21 protein-coding genes and 1 tRNA gene are annotated in these 24,864 nt (G+C 38.7%); 12 read left to right on the top strand and 10 right to left on the bottom strand.

The window, feature by feature from the left end; genetic code table 11:
* Nucleotides 1-44 precede the first annotated feature (44 nt).
* Genes B9A18_RS10225 through B9A18_RS10210 form a run of 4 tightly spaced genes read left to right on the top strand, consistent with a single transcriptional unit; the run spans nucleotide 45 to nucleotide 3,595 of the window.
* Nucleotides 45-602, top strand: coding sequence for an RNA polymerase sigma factor (locus tag B9A18_RS10225; RefSeq protein ID WP_084289194.1), 558 nt, complete (start codon nucleotides 45-47; stop codon nucleotides 600-602).
* Entirely contained in the window at nucleotides 599-967 is a 369-nt protein-coding gene (locus B9A18_RS10220) for a hypothetical protein (protein WP_084289193.1), read from the top strand. The genes B9A18_RS10225 and B9A18_RS10220 overlap by 4 nt, the downstream gene beginning before the upstream one ends.
* A gap of 58 nt (nucleotides 968-1,025) precedes the next feature.
* Nucleotides 1,026-1,361: a hypothetical protein gene (locus B9A18_RS10215; RefSeq protein ID WP_084289192.1), complete on the top strand. Its 336-nt coding sequence runs from the start codon at nucleotides 1,026-1,028 to the stop codon at nucleotides 1,359-1,361.
* Nucleotides 1,362-1,396: 35 nt separating this feature from the next.
* On the top strand, nucleotides 1,397-3,595 hold the full coding sequence (locus tag B9A18_RS10210; RefSeq protein ID WP_084289191.1) for an outer membrane beta-barrel protein: 2,199 nt from the start codon (nucleotides 1,397-1,399) through the stop codon (nucleotides 3,593-3,595).
* A 590-nt stretch (nucleotides 3,596-4,185) separates the two neighbouring features.
* On the opposite strand, the gene B9A18_RS10205 is transcribed toward B9A18_RS10210, so the two are convergent.
* A tRNA-His gene (locus tag B9A18_RS10205) sits at nucleotides 4,186-4,262 on the bottom strand.
* 180 nt (nucleotides 4,263-4,442) lie between these two features.
* Here B9A18_RS10205 and rnhA point away from each other — a divergent pair.
* A complete protein-coding gene (gene rnhA, locus B9A18_RS10200; protein WP_084289190.1) occupies nucleotides 4,443-4,907 on the top strand; it encodes a ribonuclease HI in 465 nt (154 codons plus the stop codon).
* A gap of 96 nt (nucleotides 4,908-5,003) precedes the next feature.
* On the opposite strand, the gene fbp is transcribed toward rnhA, so the two are convergent.
* From fbp to B9A18_RS10185, 3 genes are read right to left on the bottom strand one after another with little or no spacing between them, the layout of a single operon-like run.
* Nucleotides 5,004-6,074, bottom strand: coding sequence for a class 1 fructose-bisphosphatase (fbp, locus tag B9A18_RS10195; RefSeq protein WP_084289189.1), 1,071 nt, complete (start codon nucleotides 6,072-6,074; stop codon nucleotides 5,004-5,006).
* A 21-nt stretch (nucleotides 6,075-6,095) separates the two neighbouring features.
* Nucleotides 6,096-6,587, bottom strand: a complete 492-nt coding sequence (locus B9A18_RS10190) for a metallophosphoesterase family protein (RefSeq protein ID WP_084289188.1) — start codon at nucleotides 6,585-6,587, stop codon at nucleotides 6,096-6,098.
* A gap of 6 nt (nucleotides 6,588-6,593) precedes the next feature.
* Entirely contained in the window at nucleotides 6,594-7,298 is a 705-nt protein-coding gene (locus tag B9A18_RS10185; RefSeq protein ID WP_084289187.1) for a tRNA1(Val) (adenine(37)-N6)-methyltransferase, read from the bottom strand.
* A gap of 166 nt (nucleotides 7,299-7,464) precedes the next feature.
* On the opposite strand from B9A18_RS10185, the gene purL reads away from it, so the two are divergent.
* The 7 genes from purL to B9A18_RS10150 all read left to right on the top strand — a co-directional run bounded on the left by purL (nucleotide 7,465) and on the right by B9A18_RS10150 (nucleotide 19,503).
* Nucleotides 7,465-11,133, top strand: a complete 3,669-nt coding sequence (purL, locus tag B9A18_RS10180) for a phosphoribosylformylglycinamidine synthase (protein WP_084289186.1) — start codon at nucleotides 7,465-7,467, stop codon at nucleotides 11,131-11,133.
* 249 nt (nucleotides 11,134-11,382) lie between these two features.
* Nucleotides 11,383-11,625, top strand: a complete 243-nt coding sequence (locus B9A18_RS10175) for a hypothetical protein (RefSeq protein WP_084289185.1) — start codon at nucleotides 11,383-11,385, stop codon at nucleotides 11,623-11,625.
* Between the two features lie 88 nt (nucleotides 11,626-11,713).
* On the top strand, nucleotides 11,714-12,445 hold the full coding sequence (locus tag B9A18_RS10170) for a head GIN domain-containing protein (protein ID WP_084289184.1): 732 nt from the start codon (nucleotides 11,714-11,716) through the stop codon (nucleotides 12,443-12,445).
* An 89-nt stretch (nucleotides 12,446-12,534) separates the two neighbouring features.
* Entirely contained in the window at nucleotides 12,535-14,952 is a 2,418-nt protein-coding gene (locus tag B9A18_RS10165) for a DUF2339 domain-containing protein (protein WP_084289183.1), read from the top strand.
* Entirely contained in the window at nucleotides 14,942-15,847 is a 906-nt protein-coding gene (locus B9A18_RS10160; protein WP_084289182.1) for a hypothetical protein, read from the top strand. The genes B9A18_RS10165 and B9A18_RS10160 overlap by 11 nt, the downstream gene beginning before the upstream one ends.
* A 200-nt stretch (nucleotides 15,848-16,047) precedes the next feature.
* Nucleotides 16,048-18,234 (top strand): glutamine synthetase III family protein, encoded by a 2,187-nt coding sequence (locus tag B9A18_RS10155; RefSeq protein ID WP_084289181.1) that lies wholly within the window; start codon nucleotides 16,048-16,050, stop codon nucleotides 18,232-18,234.
* An 87-nt stretch (nucleotides 18,235-18,321) separates the two neighbouring features.
* The gene (locus B9A18_RS10150; protein ID WP_084289180.1) at nucleotides 18,322-19,503 is read left to right on the top strand and encodes an AIR synthase related protein; all 1,182 of its coding nucleotides are present in this window, start codon (nucleotides 18,322-18,324) and stop codon (nucleotides 19,501-19,503) included.
* A 21-nt stretch (nucleotides 19,504-19,524) separates the two neighbouring features.
* Here the strand turns inward: B9A18_RS10150 and B9A18_RS10145 are convergent, their stop codons facing one another.
* The 6 genes from B9A18_RS10145 to B9A18_RS10120 form a co-directional block, all read right to left on the bottom strand.
* Nucleotides 19,525-20,490, bottom strand: coding sequence for an SGNH/GDSL hydrolase family protein (locus B9A18_RS10145; protein WP_084289179.1), 966 nt, complete (start codon nucleotides 20,488-20,490; stop codon nucleotides 19,525-19,527).
* A 44-nt stretch (nucleotides 20,491-20,534) separates the two neighbouring features.
* Complete coding sequence (locus B9A18_RS10140) at nucleotides 20,535-20,999, bottom strand: VOC family protein (protein WP_235005286.1); 465 nt, start codon at nucleotides 20,997-20,999, stop codon at nucleotides 20,535-20,537.
* Between the two features lie 9 nt (nucleotides 21,000-21,008).
* Nucleotides 21,009-21,359 carry a hypothetical protein gene (locus B9A18_RS10135; RefSeq protein ID WP_084289177.1) on the bottom strand — a complete coding sequence of 117 codons (351 nt, stop codon included), beginning with the start codon at nucleotides 21,357-21,359 and terminating at the stop codon, nucleotides 21,009-21,011.
* Between the two features lie 198 nt (nucleotides 21,360-21,557).
* Nucleotides 21,558-22,802 carry a sugar MFS transporter gene (locus tag B9A18_RS10130; protein WP_084289176.1) on the bottom strand — a complete coding sequence of 415 codons (1,245 nt, stop codon included), beginning with the start codon at nucleotides 22,800-22,802 and terminating at the stop codon, nucleotides 21,558-21,560.
* A 2-nt stretch (nucleotides 22,803-22,804) separates the two neighbouring features.
* On the bottom strand, nucleotides 22,805-24,007 hold the full coding sequence (locus tag B9A18_RS10125; RefSeq protein ID WP_084289175.1) for a n-acyl-d-glucosamine 2-epimerase: 1,203 nt from the start codon (nucleotides 24,005-24,007) through the stop codon (nucleotides 22,805-22,807).
* Nucleotides 24,008-24,030: 23 nt separating this feature from the next.
* Nucleotides 24,031-24,858 (bottom strand): endonuclease/exonuclease/phosphatase family protein, encoded by an 828-nt coding sequence (locus tag B9A18_RS10120; RefSeq protein WP_144009451.1) that lies wholly within the window; start codon nucleotides 24,856-24,858, stop codon nucleotides 24,031-24,033.
* Between the last annotated feature and the right edge of the window lie 6 nt (nucleotides 24,859-24,864).

Here is a 24,864-nt window from a genome sequence, read left to right as displayed (position 1 = left end):
AGAATTATTGCAACATTTTTTCTTTAGCAATTGTCTAATCGCTGATGTTTGATGAAAGGGCAACAATCCCTAAAATTCTTAGCGGCGACCTCAGGGCCTTTGATCTATTGGTAAAACAATATGAAAGGTTAGTCTTTCACATATGCTTTAAGCTGGTGAACAGTAATGATGATGCCCAGGATATCTGCCAGGAAGTATTCATCAAGGTTTTCAAGAGTCTGAAGAGTTTTGGCTATCAGTCTAAGCTTTCTACCTGGATTGCACGAATCGCCTACTCAACGGCCTTAAACCACATCAAAAAGAACAAAAGAGATAGTTTTCATCAATACCCTGATGATGTTGAAAATCATCATTTCACGCTTACCGACCCCGAAAATGAATTAATAAAAAAGGATGTCAACAAGTATATCAATTACCTGATCACTCAGCTGCCACATCAGTACAGAATGGTACTTACACTATTCCATCTTGAGGAATTTTCCTATCAGGAGATTGAGCAAGTTACCTCATTACCCGAAGGTACAATTAAAAGTTACCTTTTCCGTGGCCGTAAACTGTTGAAGGAAAAACTAGAGGGTTACTTAAAAAATGAAATATCATGAAAAGACATAGTGAAGAAGAAGTTCAAAAATTATTGTTCACAGCCCTTTCCACCCCATCGGAAGAAGGCTTAAGCATGGATTTCTCTACAAAACTCCGAAACAAGTTACAAGAGAAGCTGCAATACAAAAACAGACTCAGGTTCTATGGTGGCTGGGCATTAATCTTTGTTGTCGCAATCACAATATTATTTTTTGGCCTGCTACTTTTAGACAGCGCCTACGATACGCATATTACCAATTCTATCGGCGAACATAAATGGCTCTTCATCATCACCTTTCCATTACTTTTTCTGATCCAGTACTTGGATCATATCACCATAAAAAAGAATCGTTTCAAAGAAATCAATCCTGGTAAAAATAAATAGGTTAAACTGCAACATTATTCAATTGAGCGTTGTCTACTTCCCATAAACGGATCAGCACATGAAAAAAGAAATCATTTTCCTTACCCCTATAGCCATCTGCATTGTGGTGGCCGTCATCATCATTGCCCTTTACAATTATAGACTTAAAAAAAGGATTATCGACTCAGGTCCAATAGATGAAAATAGTTTAAAATTCTTATTGAGTCTTTCCGGCATAGGCTCAGAGATACTCAAATGGGGACTGGTACTTTTATTTGGTGGAATAGGGCTGATTCTGGTGGAATTCCTCCCCTATCCGGCCGACGAATCAACGGTTCCATACGGTGTGGTATTGGTAAGCGTTGCAACTGGGTTTCTTACCTATTACCTGATCATGAAAAAACAGGAGAAATAAGCCCGATCTAAACAACATCATTTATTTCAATTGCCATGAATACGAAAACCACAATTTCCGTAATAAGGATTCTTATTGCCTTATTTTTTCTTCCATTTATCAGCAATGCGCAGAACACTCAAAAAAAACCAAATGCCAAAGTTGTGGATTCGACTACAGCCCCGGATAGTAAGTCTCTTTCTGAAGTAGCCATAACAGCAAATAAACGCCTGATTAAACAAGAAATTGACAGGCTCAGCTACGATATACAAGCTGACCCCGAGAGCAAATCGAGCAGTGTACTGGAAATGATGAAAAAGATACCAATGCTCAGTGTAGATGCAGATGACAACCTTGAGTTAAAAGGAAGTTCCGGTTATAAAATTCTAATCAACGGAAGACCTTCGGCCATGATGGAACGAAATTTAAAAGAAGTACTGCGCAGCATGCCAGCCTCAACCATTCAAAGGATTGAGGTAATCACAACACCTCCCTCAAAATATGATGCTGAAGGTTTGGTAGGTATCATCAATATCATTACAAACAAAAAACTATCTTCCGGATACAGTGGAACTGCTAATCTGAATGCTACTGTCCCTACCGGCGGACCGGCTGGCGGTGGTTCCTTTTCTGCTAAATTAGGTAAGTTCGGTATCACTGCGTTTAGTGGTGGCGGTATCTACAATACACCAGTTACTTCCGACTACAATCATAGGATATCTACCAGTACGATCTTAAGCCAAGATAACTCGAAAGAAAAAGATAGCCATAGTGGCTACTTTGGTACAGAGTTCAGCTATGAAATAGATAGTCTCAATTTGCTTTCCGCCTCCTTTAACATCAATCAAACCAATGAAAATGGCTATGCCACACAATTGAGTTCTTCTACAGGACAATCAATGCAGTCGTACCTCCTCAACAACAGTAGCACCGGCAGAGGAAATGGTGCGGATGTCTCTTTAAACTACCAATTAGGCTCTGTTAAGAACAAAAAACGACTGCTTACGCTTTCCTACCGCTTTTATATCAATGGGTACCGAAACGATAACCAAATCGATTTTTCCAGCCGGCTTAATTTTGTCCAATCAGATTATCAGCAATACAATACAGGAAATTCCTCTGAACACACCATTCAACTCGACTATACCACCTTGTTCAAAAAAATAAGTATTGAAGCTGGAATTAAGAGCATCTTCCGAAGCAACAGTAGTAATTTTAATTACCTGGAATTTAACGACCTTCTTGGTTCCTTCGAGATCGACCCACTAAAGAGCAATAATTTCAGCAACAGCCAGAATGTATACGCAGCTTATAATAGCTATCAGTTCAACTTAGGCACCTTTAGTGTTAAAGCCGGAGTTCGACTCGAGCATACCCAAATCCATGCCGACTTCATGAGCAATCAGACTACTATTTCCAAACAGCAACTGAACTTGTTGCCTGTCATGGCTATTAGCTACAAACCAGGGATTACTTCAACGATTACCATGGGCTTTACACAACGCGTTCAGCGCCCCGGAATCTATCAGCTTAATCCTTTTGTAAACAGATCAAATCCTAATGTCGAATCTAGTGGCAATCCTGCGCTACTTCCAGTAATAGCCAATGGAATTCAATTTAGCTACAGTCTACAAAAAAAGGCTTTTATGAATATTAGCTTTGATTATATTTCCTTCAACGCGCTGATTAACCAGGTTGCCACTTATGATCCCTCGACCAATATCACCCGTATAGCCTATCAGAATACAGGAAAGGCGAGCGTATTTAGCTCGAATATCAGCGTCAACTATCCAATTACAAAAAGTTGGAATTTTTCAACCAACGTCAAAGCATTTTATGGCAAGATTGAAGGTACCGATGGAAACGCCCTCCTCAGCACCAGTGGATTCATGTATGCCTTTGGTCTTAATAGTGGTCTGAAATTAGAAAAGGGATGGCGAGTCAATGCCAGTATGAATTTCAAAAGCCGAAGCTTCACATTCCAGCGCGAGACCAATTCCCAAATCACTTCCTCTTTCGGCCTGTCGAAGGAACTCGTTTCCAACAAACTCACATTTTCCCTTGCAAGCAATAATCCTTTTGCCAGGTATCGGTCGAACATAGTTCAATTGAACGGCCCCGGATTTGAGCAGCGCTCAACCGACATCTCCTACTTTCGTTCCTATAAGGTTAGCCTCAATTACACATTTGGGAAGCTAAAAGACGCCGTAAAGAAAAGCGCGAAATCTATTAAAAATGATGATGTTACCAATTGATCCTCTGATTTTAACAATTACCTGAAGATTGGCTACTGTTGCAGTGCAGTGTTTCTGCCTTCCGAGCTACAAAGGAGCTTCCCAGGATCAAGACCAAATGCTGTGGGAGATCCTTGAAATTTCTTAAAAATACCCAGCCTGGTATTAAGTTTACCTGACGATCATTTAAAATAGCCTTCCTTCGCTAACCTAGGACTTTTGTAAGTCTAAGACATGGGAAGAATCCCCACAAATGAGTGCAATTTTTAACATACGAGAGCATTAAAATTTTTAGCGTAAAGTCAGATTGATAATGTTCGGATCTTTGTAGTACCTATATACCTCTTATATACCTCTTATATACCTGGCCTCCTGCTTCGGTCATCACTCGCCCTTGCCACGCTGTTGCTTCGGTTCTGATTAAGGCAACATTATCCTAAAGTTGATTGACGCACAAAGTATCTCCGTTTGAACAGGCCAGGTATACAAGAGGTACACCGAAGGTATACCGGAACCAATACCTTTCGTGGAATTATAAAGGGTAAGGTGTCCCAAGCCCCAGAAATACCCGGAAACAAAAAAGCAGCCTTTTCAGACTGCTTTTCAAAACTTGGGGTGGAATATGGGGCTCGAACCCACGACCCTCGGTACCACAAACCGATGCTCTAACCAACTGAGCTAAAACCACCATGTTTTGCTTTCAACGCTACAAAAGTACGATTAAAATCATTTTTAACAAATATTTTTAAACTTTATCCTGAACTTTTCTCTTAACCAATTAAAATTCAAGCATTTTAATTTTAATCAGAATATAAATAAATCGTTAAGAATTGCTTTTAAGCCTTAAAAAGCTAGATTTGCTTCAAATATGATTGAAATATATACAGACGGAGCAGCTAGTGGAAACCCAGGACCTGGTGGTTATGGCGTAATTCTAAGATCAGGACAACACTATAAAGAGTTGAGTGCCGGCTTTAGGATGACTACCAATAACAGAATGGAGCTCCTGGCTGTGATTGTAGCACTACAAGCTTTAAAAACACCCGGACAGCAAGTCACTATATTTTCAGACTCCAAGTATGTAATTGATTCTGTTGAAAAGAAATGGGTTTTTGGGTGGGTTAAGACAGGATTTAAAGGTAAAAAGAATAAAGACCTTTGGATGCGCTTCTTAAACGTATATAAATTGCACGACGTTAAATTTGTTTGGGTTAAAGGACATAACAATCATGCGGAAAATGAGCGCTGCGACCAGCTTGCCGTTGCTGCTTCTAAAAACAGAGCTGCACAGACGATTGATGCAGAATTTGAAGCAACAGCTTCACAATTATAAACAAAGATTAAATCCAATATGCTAATAAACAAAACGGCCGCTTTAAAAGCGGCCGTTTTTATAATCAATTATTTAAATTATTTTTAGCATCCTCTGTTAATGCAATTGCCCTAGTTGATCGTTTACGGAAGTGCCGTTAACTTTAGGTGCATTGTTCTTTTCAGAAGAAAACTCAGTCATCAAATCTTCGGCAACTTTAACCATATTAGATGATCCAATAAAAATAGAAGTTCGTTGGTGCAATTCTGTAGGTTCAATTTCCAATATTCTGTTAAATCCATCGGAAGCTACCCCACCCGCCTGCTCAACAATAAAAGCCATCGGATTGCACTCATACAATAACCTTAGCTTCCCATTCGGAGAACTTGAAGTTGTAGGATAAATATAAATACCACCTTTGATCAGGTTACGATGAATATCACCCACCATTGAACCAATATACCTTGAAGTATAAGGTCTGTTGGTAGCTTTATCTTCTACCTGTGCATATTTAATATATTTTTTCACACCCTCAGGGAAATGAACGTAGTTACCTTCATTAATAGAATAAATGTTTCCACTTTCAGGTATTTTAAGATTCGGATGCGATAAGCAAAACTCACCTATAGAAGGATCTAAAGTAAATCCGTTCACACCTTTCCCTGTTGTATATACAAGCATGGTAGATGATCCATAGATCACATAACCCGCGGCAACCTGTTGAGTTCCTTTTTGCAATACATCAGATAAAGTAGCCATACCTTCTGTTGATTTCCTTCTATAAATAGAAAAAATGGTACCTACAGCAACATTCACATCTATGTTTGAAGAGCCGTCTAGCGGATCAATACAAACAATATATTTAGCATTTTTTGATACCGGAGAGTCAATTGGCACAAAATCATCTTCCTCTTCTGTAGCCACAATACAACATTCACCGCCGCTTGTAAGCGCACTAATAAATTGCGTATTGGCAAATACATCTAATTTCTGCTGCCCTTCACCCTGAATGTTAATTGTTCCGGCTTCGCCTAAAATATCCACAAGGCCGGCTTTATTAACCTCCCTGTTAACTATTTTTGCAGCAATACCGATATCCCTCAGCAACCTGGAAAGCTCTCCTTTTGCATAAGAGAAATCAGCCTGTTTCTCGATTATGAATTGACCAAGTGTTTTTATACCTGTCATATACTTAGTGTATTTTATACGTTATCTATTACCTATTTCTATGACCGCTAAGGTATGGATTTTTTCTTCTGAAATACAAAATGTAACCAAAGTTTTTATTCGATGCCAGCCAGAATTTCCCGCTGCACCGGGATTTATATGCAGACAATTTATTTTCTTGTCAAACATCACTTTTAAAATATGTGAATGCCCGGAAATAAATAACATCGGAGGCTTAGTGTAAATTTCGCTCTTAACTTGCGGCGCATACCTACCCGGATACCCGCCTATATGCGTCATCCATACATCCACCTTTTCACAGTTGAAGCGAAGATGCTCCGGATATACCGAACGGATCTCTTTATCATCGATATTCCCATAAACACCTTTTAAAGGTTTAAATGCTGCAAGTCGCTCTGCTACATCCGGTCCAAAATCCCCTGCATGCCATATTTCATCGCAGTCAGCAAAGTGCTTAAAAACGGCATCATCTAAAAAGCCGTGCGTGTCCGACATTAGTCCTATTTTCTTCATTATGGATTAAAAAGCAAGAAAAAAGTCTTTTAACAGCTGCCTGTAAGCATCCGTATAAACACCTTCCGTTTTATAAATGTATAAATTCTGATGAGTTGTTTTGTTTCCGGTATAATCCAGACAAACGATCCATCTGAACTCGGGTTTACTGTCATCTGAGTGCAGACGAATAATTAAAGATGGAGACAAACCGAAATCCGAAGCCATCTGAATCATGCTTTCGGCTTGCTTTACAGGTAAAATATACCAGAAGCTGCCTGACTTATCCAGCAAATCGGCAACACGCAACAACATAGATTCAAAAAACTGCGAGCCTGCATGCCTGGCAATCCCTTTCCTGTGTTCCTGATTTTTCAGGTCATTTACAAAATAAGGTGGATTCGAAACCACAAGATCATATTTAATCCCCGATTGATAAGTCGCGATATCGCCATGGTGAGCACGGCAGTTCGCGGCAAAGCTTGAACTTTTAAAATTAGCGCCCGCAGTCATTGCAGCCTGTTCGTCAATTTCAACGGCTTCAATTTGTGCGCCGGGGAACCGTTGCGCAAGCATCATAGCGATTACCCCTGTTCCGGTTCCAATATCCAGAATCTGCTTTGCATTCGCTTGCTCAGCTATAGCCCCAAGCAAAACACCATCCGTATTGATTTTCATAGCGCAGCCCGTCTGGTTTACTTCAAATTTTTTGAACTTAAAAACATTCCCCATAGACTTCTGCAATCGTGTTAAAAGCGTGTATTCCTTTAATTATAATCACAAAGCTAAAGAAATCTTACAAAACAGGCCGATACTGCAATAAAATGAAGGATATATTACACATGATCCTTACTGTTTTAAAATTTTAACGCTAAATTTGCATCTTCAAAATAAAAGCATGATTTATTTCTTCTTAAGTCCATCCAATACGGTTTTCGCTTTACAAATAGAACGAGACCTGTCAACAACCGATATTACGAAACTAGAATGGCTGTTTGGCGGCGCAAAGCTACAAGCAGAAACAACATTAACTGATTTTTTTGTTGGCCCTCGCGCAGCGATGGTAACACCATGGAGCACGAATGCTGTAGAGATTACCCAAAACATGGATATACAAGATATCATCCGTATTGAGGAGTTTCAAAAAGTAGAAGAGAATTTTGCGGACTTCGATCCAATGCTTTCGCAGAAATACAACCAGCTTGATCAGCATATATATACGATCAACATCAAACCTGAGCCCATCCTTGAAATAACTGACATTGCTGCATACAACAAGCAAGAAGGACTTTCATTGAGCGAGGACGAAGTTGAATACTTAAATTCACTGGCTACAAGAATAGGCAGACCACTTACAGATTCTGAAGTATTCGGATTCTCACAAGTTAACTCTGAGCACTGTCGTCATAAAATCTTTAACGGTAAATTTGTAATCGATGGCGTAGAACAACCTACATCATTATTCAAACTGATCCGTAAGACTTCAGAAGAAAATCCTAACGATATTGTTTCTGCATATAAAGATAACGTAGCCTTTATTAAAGGTCCAACAGTTAAACAATTTGCCCCTAAACGTGCAGATATACCTGATTTTTATGCTTTAACTGATTTTGAATCTGTAATCTCTATTAAAGCCGAAACGCATAATTTCCCTACTACAGTTGAACCTTTTAATGGTGCTGCTACCGGTTCTGGTGGTGAGATCAGAGACAGGCTGGCTGGCGGACAAGGCTCATTGCCACTTGCAGGTACTGCAGTATATATGACTGCATTATCTCGTCTGGAAGAAAACCGTCCATGGGAAAAAGGAGTTGAGGAAAGAGCATGGCTATACCAAACACCAATGGATATCCTGATTAAAGCTTCTAACGGAGCAACTGATTTTGGAAATAAGTTCGGTCAGCCATTGATCACAGGATCAGTATTGACTTTTGAACATGAAGAAGATTCACGCAAGTTAGGATTCGATAAAGTAATCATGCTTGCAGGTGGTGTTGGTTATGGAAAAGCCAGCCAGGCTAAAAAACAAAAACCTTCAGCAGGCGACAAAATTGTTGTTCTGGGTGGTGAAAACTATAGAATTGGTATGGGTGGTGCAGCTGTATCCTCAGCCGATACAGGAGCTTTAGGTTCAGGTATCGAATTGAATGCTATCCAGCGTTCAAACCCTGAAATGCAGAAAAGAGCAGCCAATGCGGTACGTGGTATGGTGGAGAGCGAACACAATAGCATCATATCTATACATGATCATGGTGCTGGTGGTCACTTAAACTGTCTGTCGGAACTGGTTGAAGAAACAGGTGGAAAGATTGATCTGGATAAATTACCAGTAGGCGACCCTACCCTATCATCAAAAGAAATTATCGGCAACGAATCTCAGGAACGTATGGGCTTGGTGATTGGCGAAAAAGATATAGACACCCTGCAAAAAATTGCAGATCGTGAGCGTGCACCAATGTACACTGTAGGTACAGTAACCGGCGATCATCGTTTTACTTTCGAATCAGCAACAACTGGTGTTAAACCAATGGACCTGGAACTAAAAGATATGTTTGGTAGTTCTCCGAAAGTGGTAATGGAAGACAAAACCATCGACAGGAAATATCAATCCATTACTTACGATGCAAACTTGCTTAATGAATATCTGGAGCAGGTATTGCAACTGGAAGCAGTAGCCTCCAAAGATTGGTTAACGAATAAAGTTGACCGTTGTGTTGGTGGTCGTGTAGCTAAACAACAATGTGCAGGTCCTTTGCAATTGCCACTAAACAACTGTGGTGTAATGGCGTTGGATTTCGAAGGCAAAGAAGGTATTGCTACTTCAATAGGACATGCACCAATTTCAGCATTAATTGATGCTGGAGCAGGTAGTCGTATTGCTATTGCCGAATCGCTTTCAAACATTGTATGGGCTCCTTTAAAAGACGGATTGAAAAGCGTATCGCTTTCGGCCAACTGGATGTGGGCTTGTAAAAACGAAGGAGAAGATGCAAGATTATATGAAGCTGTAAAGGCTTGTTCTGATTTTGCGATCAGCCTTGGAATCAATATCCCAACAGGTAAAGATTCACTTTCGATGAAGCAAAAGTACAAAGACGGCGACGTTATTGCGCCTGGAACAGTGATCATCTCAGCAGCAGGCAACTGTATTAATGTGACTCAGGTAGTAGAGCCTGTTTTGCAGAAAAATGGCGGTTCAATTTATTACATCAACCTTTCTAATGATACTTATAAATTAGGCGGTTCTTCTTTCGCTCAGATTTTAAATAAGATTGGTGAAGAAACTCCTGATGTAAAAGATGCAGCTCAGCTTAAAAATGCATTTAATACCATTCAGCAATTAATTACTGAAGAAAAAATACAAGCAGGACACGATATTGGTAGCGGTGGTTTAATTACTACCCTATTGGAACTTTGTTTTGCAGACCGCGATTTAGGTGCAAATCTTGACTTATCTGCACTAGGTGAGCAAGATATGATCAAATTGCTTTTTGCAGAAAACATTGGTATCGTATTCCAGGCTGATCCGGCTGTTGAAGCTGTATTTGCAGCAAAGGGTGTTGATTACCATAAAATCGGTGAAGCAACTTCTGAAGCAACTTTAACTGTTAAAAATGGTTCATCTGAACCTTTAAACTTTGATATTGATCACTTACGTGATGTATGGTTCAAAACTTCTTATTTGCTTGACAAAAAACAAAGCGGACCTGTTAAAGCTAAAGAACGTTTTGACAACTATAAAAACCAGCTTTTAAAATACAATTTCCCTGCACAGTTTGACGGCAAAAAACCGGTTATTGATCAGAGCAAACCTCGTCCTAAAGCAGCTATCCTTCGTGAAAAAGGAAGTAACTCGGAACGTGAGGTAGCTAACGCTATGTACCTTGCAGGTTTTGATGTGAAAGATGTACACATGACTGATTTAATCTCAGGAAGAGAAACATTGGAAGACATTCAATTTATTGGTGCTGTAGGTGGTTTCTCTAACTCTGATGTATTGGGATCGGCTAAGGGATGGGCTGGTGCATTTATGTACAACGAAAAAGCTAAAATAGCTTTAGAGAATTTCTTCGATCGTCCGGATACATTGTCTGTAGGAATTTGTAACGGTTGTCAGCTTTTTGTGGAGCTTGGCCTGATTAATAAAGATCATGAAGAGAAGCCAAAAATGCTGCATAATGAAAGTCATAAACACGAAAGTATATTTACTTCATTGACTATTGCTGAAAACAATTCCATCATGCTTTCTTCATTAGCAGGCAGCACACTTGGCGTGTGGGTTTCACATGGTGAAGGTTGTTTCCAATTACCTTACTCAGAAGATCAATATGGTATTGTGGCTAAATACGCTTATGAAAGCTACCCTGCCAATCCTAACGGATCTCACTACAACACAGCCATGATGTGTGACGAATCTGGTCGCCATCTGGTAATGATGCCTCACATTGAACGTTCATTGTTCCAATGGCACTGGGCAAATTACCCTAAAGGGCGTAAAGATGAGGTAACTCCATGGATGGAAGCATTCGTAAACGCCCGTAAATGGGTTGAAAAACACGCTAAATAACTTGATTATTAGCTAGTTTAGCTATTATTCATTACATATACTATCCCGGTTGCTGTACAGGTAAACAATACCAGTACCAACCGGGTTTTTAATTTGCAGCAAATACAAAAACTCCGTAATCCCAACCCTCCTTTCCTCATTCTCGTTGTAAATAGCTCGAAATCAATGCACATTTTTTGTACAAATTAAAAAAACATCAGAACAATCTGTATTTCAATTTGTTAAGCACTTGCACTAAAACCTAAAGCTATGAAGCAATTTCATATCAAAGCAGCCGATCACGAGGGTATCGGTCATTCATTTATTATCAAACCCCTCAACCATGAGCAATACCAGATCTTTAATGAGCAACAAGAACGTATTGCGACAATTGAAATTGACAATAACGACTATACTCATTGCCGACAGAGCCTGGATTGCCAGATTGAGCTCCCGCTGTTAAATTCTATCCGGGATAGCATCCTTATTCATGATGGAGTTCTGGTAAAATAATCCAAGGCAATAAACTACCAACTCATGCGTCTTATTATAAAATTCGGGGGAATCTCTTAATTTTATACATTACTATATACATAAGCACATGAAATCATTATTCACATTACTATTTACTACACTTTTATTTTTACAGCTTGACGGCGCATCTGCTCATGCTTCCCAGCCAAAAAATATACCCCAGTATACTTTAGAAGAGAGAAACGTAAAAAATTTTAACGGCATCGCAGCTGGCGGCCCTATTGTGGTCATCGTGAAATTCGGGAATCAGGAAAGTTTAAGATTTGAGGGAGATGAGGAAGCCATTTCAACTTTGGTTAGCGAAGTTAAAGGAAGCATCCTAATGATCCGCCCAAAAACTAGCTGGACAAGCTGGGCGAAAAAATATGAGAATAAAAAAATCGTTGCCTATGTAACTGCAAAACAGATTAGCAGCCTAACCATGAGTGGCAATGGCAGTATCAGCGTGTCGGGTACAATTACGGCGTCTGAATTTGCAACTACGCTTAGTGGTTCAGGCACGATCAAGGCCAATGTTGAAACAGATAAAATCACAGGAGTTGTGAGCGGCTCAGGTGCAGTCAATATCAGTGGTAAGGCCGACAAAGCAAGTGTTACCCTAAGCGGTCCGGGTAGCTTCGGAGGTAAAACACTTTCAGTAAATGAACTTTCAGCGAGGATAAGTGGTAAAGGCCAGATCAATGTAAATACAGATGGTAAAATAAAAGCACTGATCAGCGGATCCGGACACGTATACTACAGCGGAAATCCGGAAATAGAAAAAACTATTTTGGGCGCCGGAGATGTGATCGAAAAATAGCAACCAGCAACCATTCTAAAAATATAATGCATAGAGGGCAAATAGTTTAGGTTTTTATTACCTTTAAAGCCAAACCAAATCTGCCCCTTATGTTTTTAGAAACGGTTATATTCGCTCTCATTGTTATAATCCTAATAGTTATACTGCAATTAAAAAGGAATTTAACAGAGAAACTCGAATTTCTATACCTCAAAATTGAACACTTATCCAGTCTGCTAGCTAACAAGGAATCATCAACTCCAGCAGAACAAACTGTTGAGAAACCTATTGAACAAATCGTTCAACAAGAAACCTTTAAACCTTTCACACCTTATCAGCGTAAAGAAGAGATCACACAGGAACCTGTGCAAGAAAGCATTCCTGTTGAAGAACCGGAAATCATCAATACAATTGAAGCTGTTCCTGTAACAGAATCGATTTCCGAAACTTACTTCAGCTCTCCTCCGCCCCAGCAAAAGCCATCATTCAGTGAACGAAACCCTGATCTGGAGAAATTTATTGGCGAAAACCTATTTAATAAAATTGGTATAGTCATCCTGGTATTGGGTATGGGATTCTTCCTAAAGTATGCTATAGATAAAGACTGGATCAACGAAATTGGCCGTGTAAGTATAGGCTTTATTTGTGGTGGTGTGCTGATAGGACTCGCGCATAAACTCCGGAAGTCATTTTCAACCTTTAGTTCTGTACTGGTAGGCGGAGGCGTGGCTATCCTATATTTTACAGTTACCATTGGCTTTCATCAATACCAGTTATTTAGTCAGACACTGGCTTTTATCCTAACCATATTAATCACTGGCTTTACAGTGCTTTTATCACTTAGTTACGACCGCAAAGAACTGGCTATCTTTGCTATACTCGGCGGTTTTAGCGCTCCATTTATGGTAAGCACCGGCGAAGGTAACTACATTGTGCTTTTCACCTATATCCTAACTTTAAATATTGGGATGCTGGTACTGGCCTATTACAAAAAATGGTCGATCATCAATATCATCTGCTATGGTTTCACTATTGTATTGTTTGGCAGCTGGCTAACGACTAAAGTATTGGCAAGTGATGATAAGCACCCTCCTTACACCGGTGCACTCGTATTTGCCTCACTGTTTTATCTCATTTTTCTCTTGATGAACATCATCAACAACATTAAAGAGAAGACTAATTTCAATGCGCTTGAAATCGGAATTCTACTGAGTAATACATTTTTATACTATTCTGCCGGAATGCTTATACTTAGCAAACTTGGTGGTGGAGATTACCAAGGGTTATTTACGGCCTTGCTGGGCTTGATAAACTTAGCTTTTGCTTATGCCTTGTATAAAAATGATAAAATAGACAGAAACCTTATTTACCTTCTTATTGGACTGGTGCTTACTTTTATAAGTCTGGCAGCACCGGTACAACTAAAAGGCAATCACATTACCCTATTCTGGGCCGCTGAAAGTGTATTACTGCTTTGGTTATCACAAAAATCGGGCATTACACTCATCAAACAATCCTCTGTAATCATATTGGTTTTACTGGGTATTAGCCTGGTTATGGATTGGCAACAGGTTTATGGAAGCAGCTTGTACCACACAACGAACCGATTGACTCCTTTGGCAAACAAGGGGTTTATAACCGGACTGGTTGTAGTGATTGCGTTGATATTGTATTCTAAGCTCCTTAAATCAGAGATAAAATCCATTCTTTTCCGGGAAATTAAGACTTCAAGAACCATCCTGGCGATTGCCTCGATCATAATTGGTTACCTGGTTATTGCTTTTGAACTAAACTACCAGGCTCACAATTATTTTCCGCTCTTAAGAATACTGGCATTAGGGTGCTTTAGTTACCTGTTTATTACTATTTTGTTAATTGCCATACGTCATACAGAAACAGAAGGGTTTAAATATATTGTTGCCGGCCTTGCGGCAGTCTGCCTGATATGCTACATTCTGATCTTTAATTCAGAAACTATTTTATTAAGAAACGGTTATCTTGAAGTGCACAACATCAGCTTCAGTAATTATCTCTTCCATTACCTGCTGGTTATTCTAATCGGTTTTATGCTATATGCACTATACGGCAATGAAAAAAGCATAAAATCCACTTCGGGTTTAGTTGCCTTGCAATGGTTTATTGCCTTTATTGTACTTTACGTAGCCAGCGCCGAACTTGATCATTTGGTGGCGATGTCGCAATATTCAAAAGAAAAGAGTCTTGCATTTATTTTAGAAAACAATCATAAAACAGGCTTTGCAATTCTATGGGGATGTTTTGCTTTTCTATGTATATATATAGGTATGAGATGGAAATCTAAAAACATCCGGATCATCTCTATTACCTTATTGGCTGTTACTTTACTTAAATTATTCATTTTTGATTTAAGAGGTCTATCCGAAGGAGGAAAAATTGCAGCCTTTATATCATTGGGAATATTATTACTCGTTATTTCGTTTATGTATCAGCGTTTAAAAAATCTGCTGCTTGCGGGCGACAAAAAAGAAACTGTGGATAATGAAATCTAAGGCATTTATCTTTCTTTTACTTTCTATTGGCTGGACAAGTGTCGGCGCACAGTCTTTTAAGTACCAAGCAGAGCTGGGCAATGTAAGTGCGAATGGCTTCTATAAGATCGCACTTACCCCGCAGATCATTTCGAAAACTGAAAGCTTTGATCTTGCTGATATCAGAATCTTTGAAAAAGATAAAGAGATTGCTTACCTGATCAGAAAAATAGCCGATAGTATATATATAAAAGATACTACAGGATTACAGCTGCAGCACTACACGCTTATACCTACCCCTTCGATTTCGGTAAAAGAAGACAAGGCTAACCAACGCAGCATTATACAAATCCGTTTTAATGCTGGTTACCAAATAGATAAAATGATCTTAAACCTGGAAGGTTTCCGGTATTACAGAAGAACTGCCTGGTTAACGGAGACAAATCCACTTATCAAGAAGAAAAAAGATCGTTATTCAGAAGACAGGCTTGCAAATTTTATCATTTCTTCCGGAAAACAACCGGTTATTGATCTTTGTGAGCAAAACAGGTATAAGCAGTTGTTTCTTATTATCGAAAATGAGGAAAGTGAAGCATTGTTGATAAAAAATATTAAAGCTTATCAGAAAAACATGGAGCTGATTACCTATCTTGAAAAAGATAAGCCGTATGTAATTAAAGCAGGGAAGCTAAATATGCAATTGCCACGATACGATCTGAGATATTTTAGTGATAGCATAAGCAGCTCTATACCGTTTATCAACGTACTTAATTTTAAGATAAGCAAAGACGAACCCCTGGTAAAGGATTCTGTATCGATCAAAAAGAGCTGGATGTGGATAGCAATAGGCTTACTGATTCTATTTTTAGGCTATTTGTCCTATTTTATGGTCAAAGACATGCAACGCAATAAATAGTTGCATTAACAAAACCGTTAAAACGCCCCCTATAAATTATCATTTTCATAAAAATTGCAAATAATCACAACATTCCACTACCAAATCAAGTAAATTGACAATTATTTCTTTGAATATCTGCTAACATTCGTATTTTTACAAACAATTCAATGAAAACAATCGACAAAAAACTTATTTTTGACCAAATTTCAAACAAATAAATGAAAAGCTTAAGAACAATTGCATTAAAAGAAGCGCAAACAAGAATTTCACCAGAAGTCAAATCTCCTTCGACTAAAATTTCTGAGTTTTTTGGCGTGAATGTTTTTGATAAGAAGAAGATGAAAGACTACTTATCAAAAGAGGTATATCAAAAATTGATTTCATCTATTGACCAGGGTGAATTAATCAATCATGAAGATGCCAATCACATCGCCACAGCTATGAAAACATGGGCGATGAGCAAAGGTGCTACACATTACACCCACTGGTTTCAGCCATTAACTGGTACTACTGCTGAAAAACATGATGCGTTTTTTGAGCCAAGTGGTGATGGTGCAATTGAAGTTTTTGCTGGAAGTGCATTGGTTCAACAAGAGCCTGATGCTTCAAGTTTCCCGAATGGTGGTATCCGCAATACTTTCGAAGCACGTGGCTATACTGCATGGGATCCTTCTTCTCCAGCTTTCATTATGGAAAGCAAAGCAGGTAAAACGCTTTGTATTCCAACCGTATTTGTTGCTTATACTGGCGAAGCCTTAGATTATAAAGCTCCTTTATTAAAAGCACTTTCTGCTATGGATAAAGCTGCAGTTGATGTTTGTCAGTATTTTGATAAAAGCATCACTAAAGTAAATGCATCATTAGGTATTGAGCAGGAATATTTCCTGGTTGACCTTGCATTATACAATGCTCGTCCGGATTTATCTATCACAGGTCGTACTTTGTTCGGCCACATGTCTGCAAAAGGACAACAATTAGAAGATCACTACTTCGGATCAATTCCTGAGCGCGTGTTTTCTTATATGGTTGACTTTGAAAATGAGGCTTTAAAATTGGGTATTCCTTTGAAAACCCGTCACAATGAGGTTGCTCCTTCTCAATTTGAGTGTGCACCAATTTATGAAGAAATTAACCTTGCAATTGATCACAACCAATTGTTAATGGACTTAATGGAAAAAGTTGCTTTAAGACATAACTTTAAAGTGCTTTTACATGAGAAACCATATGCAGGTATCAATGGATCAGGTAAACACAACAACTGGTCGTTAATTACTGATACCGGTAAAAACTTATTATCACCGGGTAAAACACCTAAAAATAACCTGATGTTCTTAACGTTCTTCGTTAACACCATCAAAGCGGTACATGAGCATGCTGATTTATTAAGAGCAAGTATTGCTTCAGTGAGCAACGATCACCGTTTAGGTGCCAACGAAGCGCCACCGGCAATCATCTCTATCTTCCTGGGTTCTCATTTAGATGAAATCCTTGATGAGATTGAATCTTCAAGAAGCATCATTAAAAAAGTAAAAAATGAAGATTCTTTATGGTTAGGTATTCCTAAAATCCCTCAGATCTCTTTCGATACTACTGACCGTAACCGTACTTCTCCTTTTGCGTTTACCGGAAACAAATTTGAATTAAGAGCGGTTGGTTCTTCTGAGAACTCATCAGCACCAATGACAGTATTAAATGCTATTGTTGCAGATCAATTGATTAAATTCAAAGTTGAAGTAGACAAGCTGATCAAAAAAGGTGAGAAAAAAGATGTTGCTTTGTTAACTATCTTAAAGAAATACATCAAAGAATCTAAAGATATCCGTTTTGAAGGTAATGGTTATAGCGACGAGTGGGCTGCAGAGGCTGAAAAACGTGGTTTATCAAATATCAAAACTACACCTAAAGCATTAGATGCTTACGTTAGCGAAAAAACTGTTGACTTATTTAGCAGACTAAACATCTTTAATGCACGTGAATTACATGCCCGTCATGAAATTTTGTTAGAAAGCTATTTCAAAAAACTTCAAATCGAAGCGAGAGTAATGGGTGAAGTAACCAACAGCATGATCATTCCTGCTGCCATCGCTTACCAAAACACTTTAATTCAAAATGCTAAAGGATTAAAAGAACTTGGCTTAGGTGATGAATCTTTAGCTACTCCATTGGCGATCATTAGCAAGTTATCAAGTCACTTAAATGTTGTTAAAACCAGCATTGACGCTATGCTTGAGCAACGTAAGCAAGTAAATGCAATTGAAGAGAGCCGTGAAAAAGCTATCGCTTACGATGAGAAAGTTAAATCTCACTTTGATACAATCCGTTACCATACGGATAAATTAGAGCAAATCGTGGATGACAGCGTTTGGCCTCTACCAAAATTCAGAGAGTTATTGTTTTTAAAATAAACCAAACCTCAATACTTTAACTATTTTTTAGTTTTATAACCTCTGTCTTAATTGGCAGGGGTTATTTTTTTCTATCTTTGCAGCAACATGAGTGATAACAGGTACAACCAGCGTGGCGTTTCTGCCTCGAAAGAAGATGTGCACCAGGCCATCAAGAACATAGATAAAGGTATTTTTCCACAAGCCTTCTGTAAGATCATCCCCGATATTTTAGGTAATGATGATGCATTTTGCAATATCATGCACGCCGATGGTGCGGGTACAAAATCTTCTCTGGCTTATGTTTACTGGAAAGAAACCGGCGACATTTCGGTATGGAAAGGCATTGCTCAGGATGCCATCATCATGAATATTGATGATTTGATTTGCGTAGGTGCTACAAATAATATTCTATTGTCATCAACCATTGGCCGTAATAAAAACCTGATTCCAGGTGAAGTAATTGCTGCCATCATTAACGGTACAGAAGAGATCCTTGCCGAACTACGTTCACAAGGTATTTCTATCTATTCGACCGGTGGTGAAACTGCTGATGTTGGTGATTTGGTACGTACCATCATTGTAGATTCGACTGTAACTTGTCGTATTGAACGTGATAAAATTATCAGCAACGATAACATCCAGGCTGGCGACGTAATTGTTGGTTTATCCTCTTCAGGACAGGCAACCTACGAATCAGAATACAATGGTGGAATGGGCTCTAACGGCTTAACTTCTGCCCGTCATGATGTATTCGACAAATCAGTAGCCAATGCTTATCCGGAAAGCTTCGACCCTGCTGTTCCTTTTGATCTGGTATTTTCAGGTGGCAAAAAGCTGACTGATGAAGTTCAGATTGATGAAAACACAACGGTTACAGCTGGGAAACTGGTGTTGTCTCCTACCCGTACTTATGCACCAGTAATTAAAAAGGTACTTGAGGGTTACAGAAAACAAATTCATGGTATCGTACACTGCAGTGGTGGTGCACAAACTAAAGTGCTTCACTTTGTAAACAACGACGTACACATCATTAAAGATAATCTATTCCCTGTTCCTCCTCTGTTCCAATTGATTCAGGAACAATCAGGTACAGATTGGAAAGAAATGTATAAGGTATTTAACATGGGCCACCGTATGGAGCTGTATGTTCCAGCAGAAATTGCTGAAGACATTATAGCGATATCAAAAAGCTTTAACATCGATGCGCAGATTATTGGTCGCGTAGAAAGCTCGGCTCAAAAACAAGTTACCATTAACAGCGAAAAAGGAAGCTTCACTTACTTTTAGTAAGTAGTAACTATAAAAATATTACTTCATTAAGCTGCTGATTTGTTCATCCAATTCAGCAGCTTTTTTTTGTGCCTCCTCAAGCGGTAGTCCTGCCTTCATCGGACGCTTATGCCCCGAAGCTGTTAACCATGCATCTTTCATGATGCTTTGCTTTTCAGCAATCAGTTTTAAAAGCTCTTGTTTTTTATTACGCTTTAGTGTTGTCAGCACATCGCTAGCCAAAGCAAGCTGTTTTTCGCCCATATAAAGCAATAATTCCTTCGCCATGATCCAATGTCCTACTTCACCAGGATGCACGCCATCAGCAGCTAAATAAAACCCATCAATATTAAAAGCAGCATCAACTTTCCTATGCGCCTCCAGGTACCTCTTCATTGGGAAATGTATATCCGCGACTTCCCATCCTGCAGTTTTCTTTTGAGATAACAACCATTCGGAATAATGGTCAAGCACCGCAGCATAGCCTTTGTTACCGCCTCTTAGCTCGTCGTAAATTGGTGGTGTAACATGGATAATTCTGATTCCTGCTTTCACATATTTATCATGCAACCAATTAATCCCTTCTTTATATTTTGCAAAACGTTCCTGATCAAAGGGCATATATATCCCGTCATTCATCCCATAGCAGGCAAAAACAAGATCAGGTTTAACAAGCGCCATTACCCTATCCAAACGCTCATGGAGATCCGGACGGAGGAACTTCCCTCCTGCATGTCCGGGTTCTGATAATCCCGAGACAGTCTCGCTCGGCAACCCCATATTGATAAATTCTATTTTCTGTCCCGGATAGTTTACCGTACAATAAGTTTCTATATCGGTCACATATTGTCCGGCATAAGTAATGCTGTTACCCAAAAACAATACCTTTTTAGTCGTACCGGAAAATGGCTGGGCATTCGAAACCCCTGTAATAAGCAATAAACAAAAAGATATAAATACCCGATTTTTAAAATGCCTAACGGTTGATTTAGCAATTAGCTCCATTTTTCTAAATTAACATTTTAAGGCAAATTGGAATTGGCTATATCTTACTTATGATCGTCATTTACTTCCAGCCAATGTCCGTCAGGATCCTTAAAATAGATCTGTTTTATTCCATCTACCCTGTTAGTCACCGTATTCTGATCACCAGCCCAGTTTTCGTAGTTGATTTGCTTCGCTTTTAATTTTGCAGTAAAATCAGCTATCGACTCCACACTAAAACACAAATGATCGTTCTTCTCGTGTGTAACATTACTTTTTGCACCTTGAATCAAGTGCAGCTGCCCCGCAGCTCCGATAGAAAACCACGTATGTCTGCCATCTTTAAATGGTTCAGGAATGATCTCCAAATCGAATACCGTCTGGTAAAAATCAGTTGCAATCTTTAAATCAGCAACATATATCGCTATATGATTTAAAGTAACCGTCTTCTTCTTCTTTTCCGTTTGTGTCATAGTTTCCTGAAAGGGTATTAGAGTTGCCAATAATACAGCTAAAATAAATATTCTCATGATCGGATATTAAGTTTTCTTATCTTTTTTAGTGGTGATTGCTTTATATCCTGTCTCCAGAACTTCCTTCAAAACTTCCAGATTATACCCCCGTACATACATACAGATATAAGGATAATCACTATAATGCGGAGTAATAAAAAACACCTCAGGATAGTGCTCCAAAAAATAATCTCTACTTTCGAAATCTGTACGGATCGCAATAAACTCACCATTTTCATGCAATCTGGCCAATAAATTTTTCTTAATCTTAACAGATGGTGTATCATAATGGGATAAGCTATCTGAGGCATCTGGAAACTGAAGGGCGATCTGTCTTAAAGATTCAAAATCAGCAGGATTAAAATTAATCTCTTTCATATTGACAATCATTGCTATAACTAATATCCTAATATTTCATTAAAACAACGCATTAACAAAAACTTCCCACGTAAAAAAATCAATGCATTAGCAAAAAATACTACAAACAAAAATAGTAAACATTGCGACAAACAAAATGGCCAGACAATCATCTTGCCTGGCCATTTGAGTTTTTGTACATTAATTTTATCAATCAACTTATTTAGCACTTAGCATTTTGTAGCCATTTAAGCCATAAAAAATAATATATACATAACACAAAATGGGAATGATAAATGCAATCTGCCAGGAATAATGATCTTTAATTAATCCCTGAGCAAAAGAGAGTACTGCACCACCCACTATTGCTGTAGATAGCAATCCTGAGGCTTTTGTAGTTTGTGCGCCTAACCTTTCCACTGATAAAGAGAATATAACGGCAAACATGATAGAATTGCATAAACCTACGGCAACCATACTCCATACTGCAAATAAACCTACCCCAAGAATAGAACATACAATCAAGCCCGCAGCCAAGGCTGCTGCTATAGCCAATACTTTTCCCGGTTGGAAAAACTTGAGGAAATAAGCGCCTATAAACCTGCCTACAAGCATCCCGCCCCAATAAAAGGATAAATAGAGATTTGCAGCGTGATCTGGGATGGCTAAAACATCAGAAATGTAATTGGTTAAAAAAGTTCCAATTGAAACTTCTGCTCCTACATACATAAACAAAGCTATTACACCGAATCTGAGGTTTCTATAGCTAAAAATAGCTCTTTTCTCCTCTTCATATTCGCTTTCCTGACTAAAATTTGTTGTAATCGAAGGCAATTTTAGTCGCCATACCAGTAGTCCAATGGCCAATAACCCCACACCAATTAAAAGATAAGGTTTAATTAGTGCAGAACTGGAAGTGTTGGATTCATGTAACCTAGAAAGGATAAAATGAGCACCAAATACAGGAGCTATAGTTGTTCCCATTGAGCCAATCCCTTGAACCAAGGTTAAACGAGACGCTGCTGTTTCCGGTTTACCCAACACTGTGATGTAAGGATTAGCAGCTACCTGTAACAATACAATTCCGATAGCCACAATAAATAAAGCAGCCAAAAACAACGAGTATTGATGATAAATAGAAGCTGGAAAGAATAAAAAAGCGCCAAATGAAGCGATTATAAAACCTGCAACCATTCCATTTTTATAGCCAATCTTTTCTACCAGTTTTCCAGACGGAATAGATATTAATCCATAAGTAAGAAAAAAATAAAACTGTACCAGGGAGGATTGAGAATAGGTCAAAGTAAAACCTTGTTTAAAAAATGGAACAAGGGTATCATTCAGAACGGTTATAAAGCCCATCATGAAATACAAAACTGCCAGGGAAATTAATGCGGGGACATAACTGTCCTTTTGATTTTCCGTTGAAACCTGAAGAGTGCCTGCTGTTGATAAAAGTGCCATTTTTAAGAATTTATAAGGTTATCAGTTTTTATTTCTTTCTGCAACTGGATCTTTTCCATAGTTTTCCAAAGCTGGAATAAACCTCTTGGAACATGAAAACAGCCTTTCCATTTACCTCCTTTAAGAGGCAATAAGACTTCACCTTCTCTGTTGAGGTAACCATACCATTCTCCAAACTCTTCATCAACAAAGTGACCCCAGGTATATTGATGTAACTTTTCAAACCAACTCCAACATCTAAGATCACCAGTATGCATATACCCTTTTAATACAGCGATCATTGCTTCAACATGTACCCACCATAACTTTTGGTCCCATTCCAATTGTTGTGGTGGGTTTCCTTTTACATCCAAAAAGTAAAAAATACCCCCATTTTCTTTATCCCACCCAAATTCAAGTGTAGAAAGGGTAATATCAACACATTTACGAATCAATTCTTTGTTATCAGTCCGTTCTGCAATATCCATTACAAACCACATAGACTCCAGGCCATGACCAGGATTTACAAGGCGTCCTTCGAAAGAATCGCTAACATCACCGTTAAGATTGATATTTTCGAGGATAACACCAAATTCTGGTTTATAAAACTTATTTACTACAGAGTCTACACCGTTCTTTAACACTTTTTCAACAAGACTGCTATCTAACAGATGCTCTATTTCCAAAACCAGGTTGCATAAAATCATCGGGAGAGAGAATCCCTGCAAATCCCTTGTACCTGGATAAGCTTTACTAAACTTCCCTTTCGGACTATTTTGTCTTTTCAGAATGTTATCAAAAGTTTCGGTTGCAATTTTTGCATAGCTATCCTTTCCAGTTGCTTTACTTAGTTGGGCAAATGCCATCGCAGCAAAACAATCTGAGAATATATTGTGCGCCTGAGTGAGTGGTTTCCCTTCCTTTGTTAAAGAAAAATACCAGTCATTATTTTCGTCACGACCATGTTCAATCAGAAATGCTGCGCCTTTTTCTGCGATTTCCAGCCAATCCGGATTTTGTTCTACATTGAGGAAAAGCATAGAAAAGGTCCATACTTGTCTGCATTGTAACCAGATAAATTTATCAGTATCATATACTTCACCTTCTTTAGTTAGGCAGGTAAAAAAACCTCCATTTTCGGCATCAATAGAGTTGTTAATCCAGAAAGGGAGTACATCATTTAACAGATTTGATTTATATAACGCTATGTATTCGGTTTCGCTCATTTTTTTGGTATTTTGTTTAAGGGTTAATACTGAAGTTCGGCTATGATTGGCACGTGATCGGAAGCATAACGCTCCGTTATAGTTTGATAGCTTTTAACACTGAAGTAACTTGAAGCTTTCTTGTTCAACAGGATATAGTCAATGGTGGTAGTGGGATTTGTAGCTGGAAAAGTACTTGGACAAGTGTTGCAGCCCATCGTCATTTCGGTTTTAATAATATTCCAGGTATCACTGCTTGGAGGCATATTAAAATCGCCTCCGACTATCACCGGAGATTCTTTGTAAGGTTGAATTGCTTTTAACAATTCGCGGGCATGGAGTTCACGATTACTTTCAGCCAGGTGATCAAAATGCGTTGATACAAAATAGATTCTTTTACCGTTAGGTAATTCGACCTGAATGATACCTACTACTCTCAATTCTGCACCTGAGCCAGAAACAACAGGTAGTGAATAGCGGGAACTGGTTTTTATAGGAAACTTAGACAAAATAGCTACACCGTATTCTCCATTTGAACGGTCTATCGCCTTTGCGAAATAATAGTTCATACCTGTTAGTTCGGCAAGTTTTTTAGCCTGATCCAAATTAACTCCTGATCGGGTAGTAAACTTATCTACTTCCTGCAGTGCTACAAGATCAGGATTACCCAACTTAATGGCTTTTGCCGTTGCTTCCAGATTCACCACAGTAGCTGCCTCGGAAGGAGGATTACCGATATGAATATTGTAAGTCATCACCCTTAAAGTCTCCTTTTGAGTTTCAGGCTCTTCTGCTTTACCATTTTTATTTTTTGAACAAGATGTGCCTATTATGAAGACGGCCAGAGCTAGTGTTTTAATTATATTTATCATCTTTAT

Source organism: Pedobacter nyackensis, assembly GCF_900176505.1.
Classification (GTDB): Bacteria; Bacteroidota; Bacteroidia; order Sphingobacteriales; family Sphingobacteriaceae; genus Pedobacter; species Pedobacter nyackensis.
This window is presented reverse-complemented; position numbering and strand designations above follow the sequence as displayed.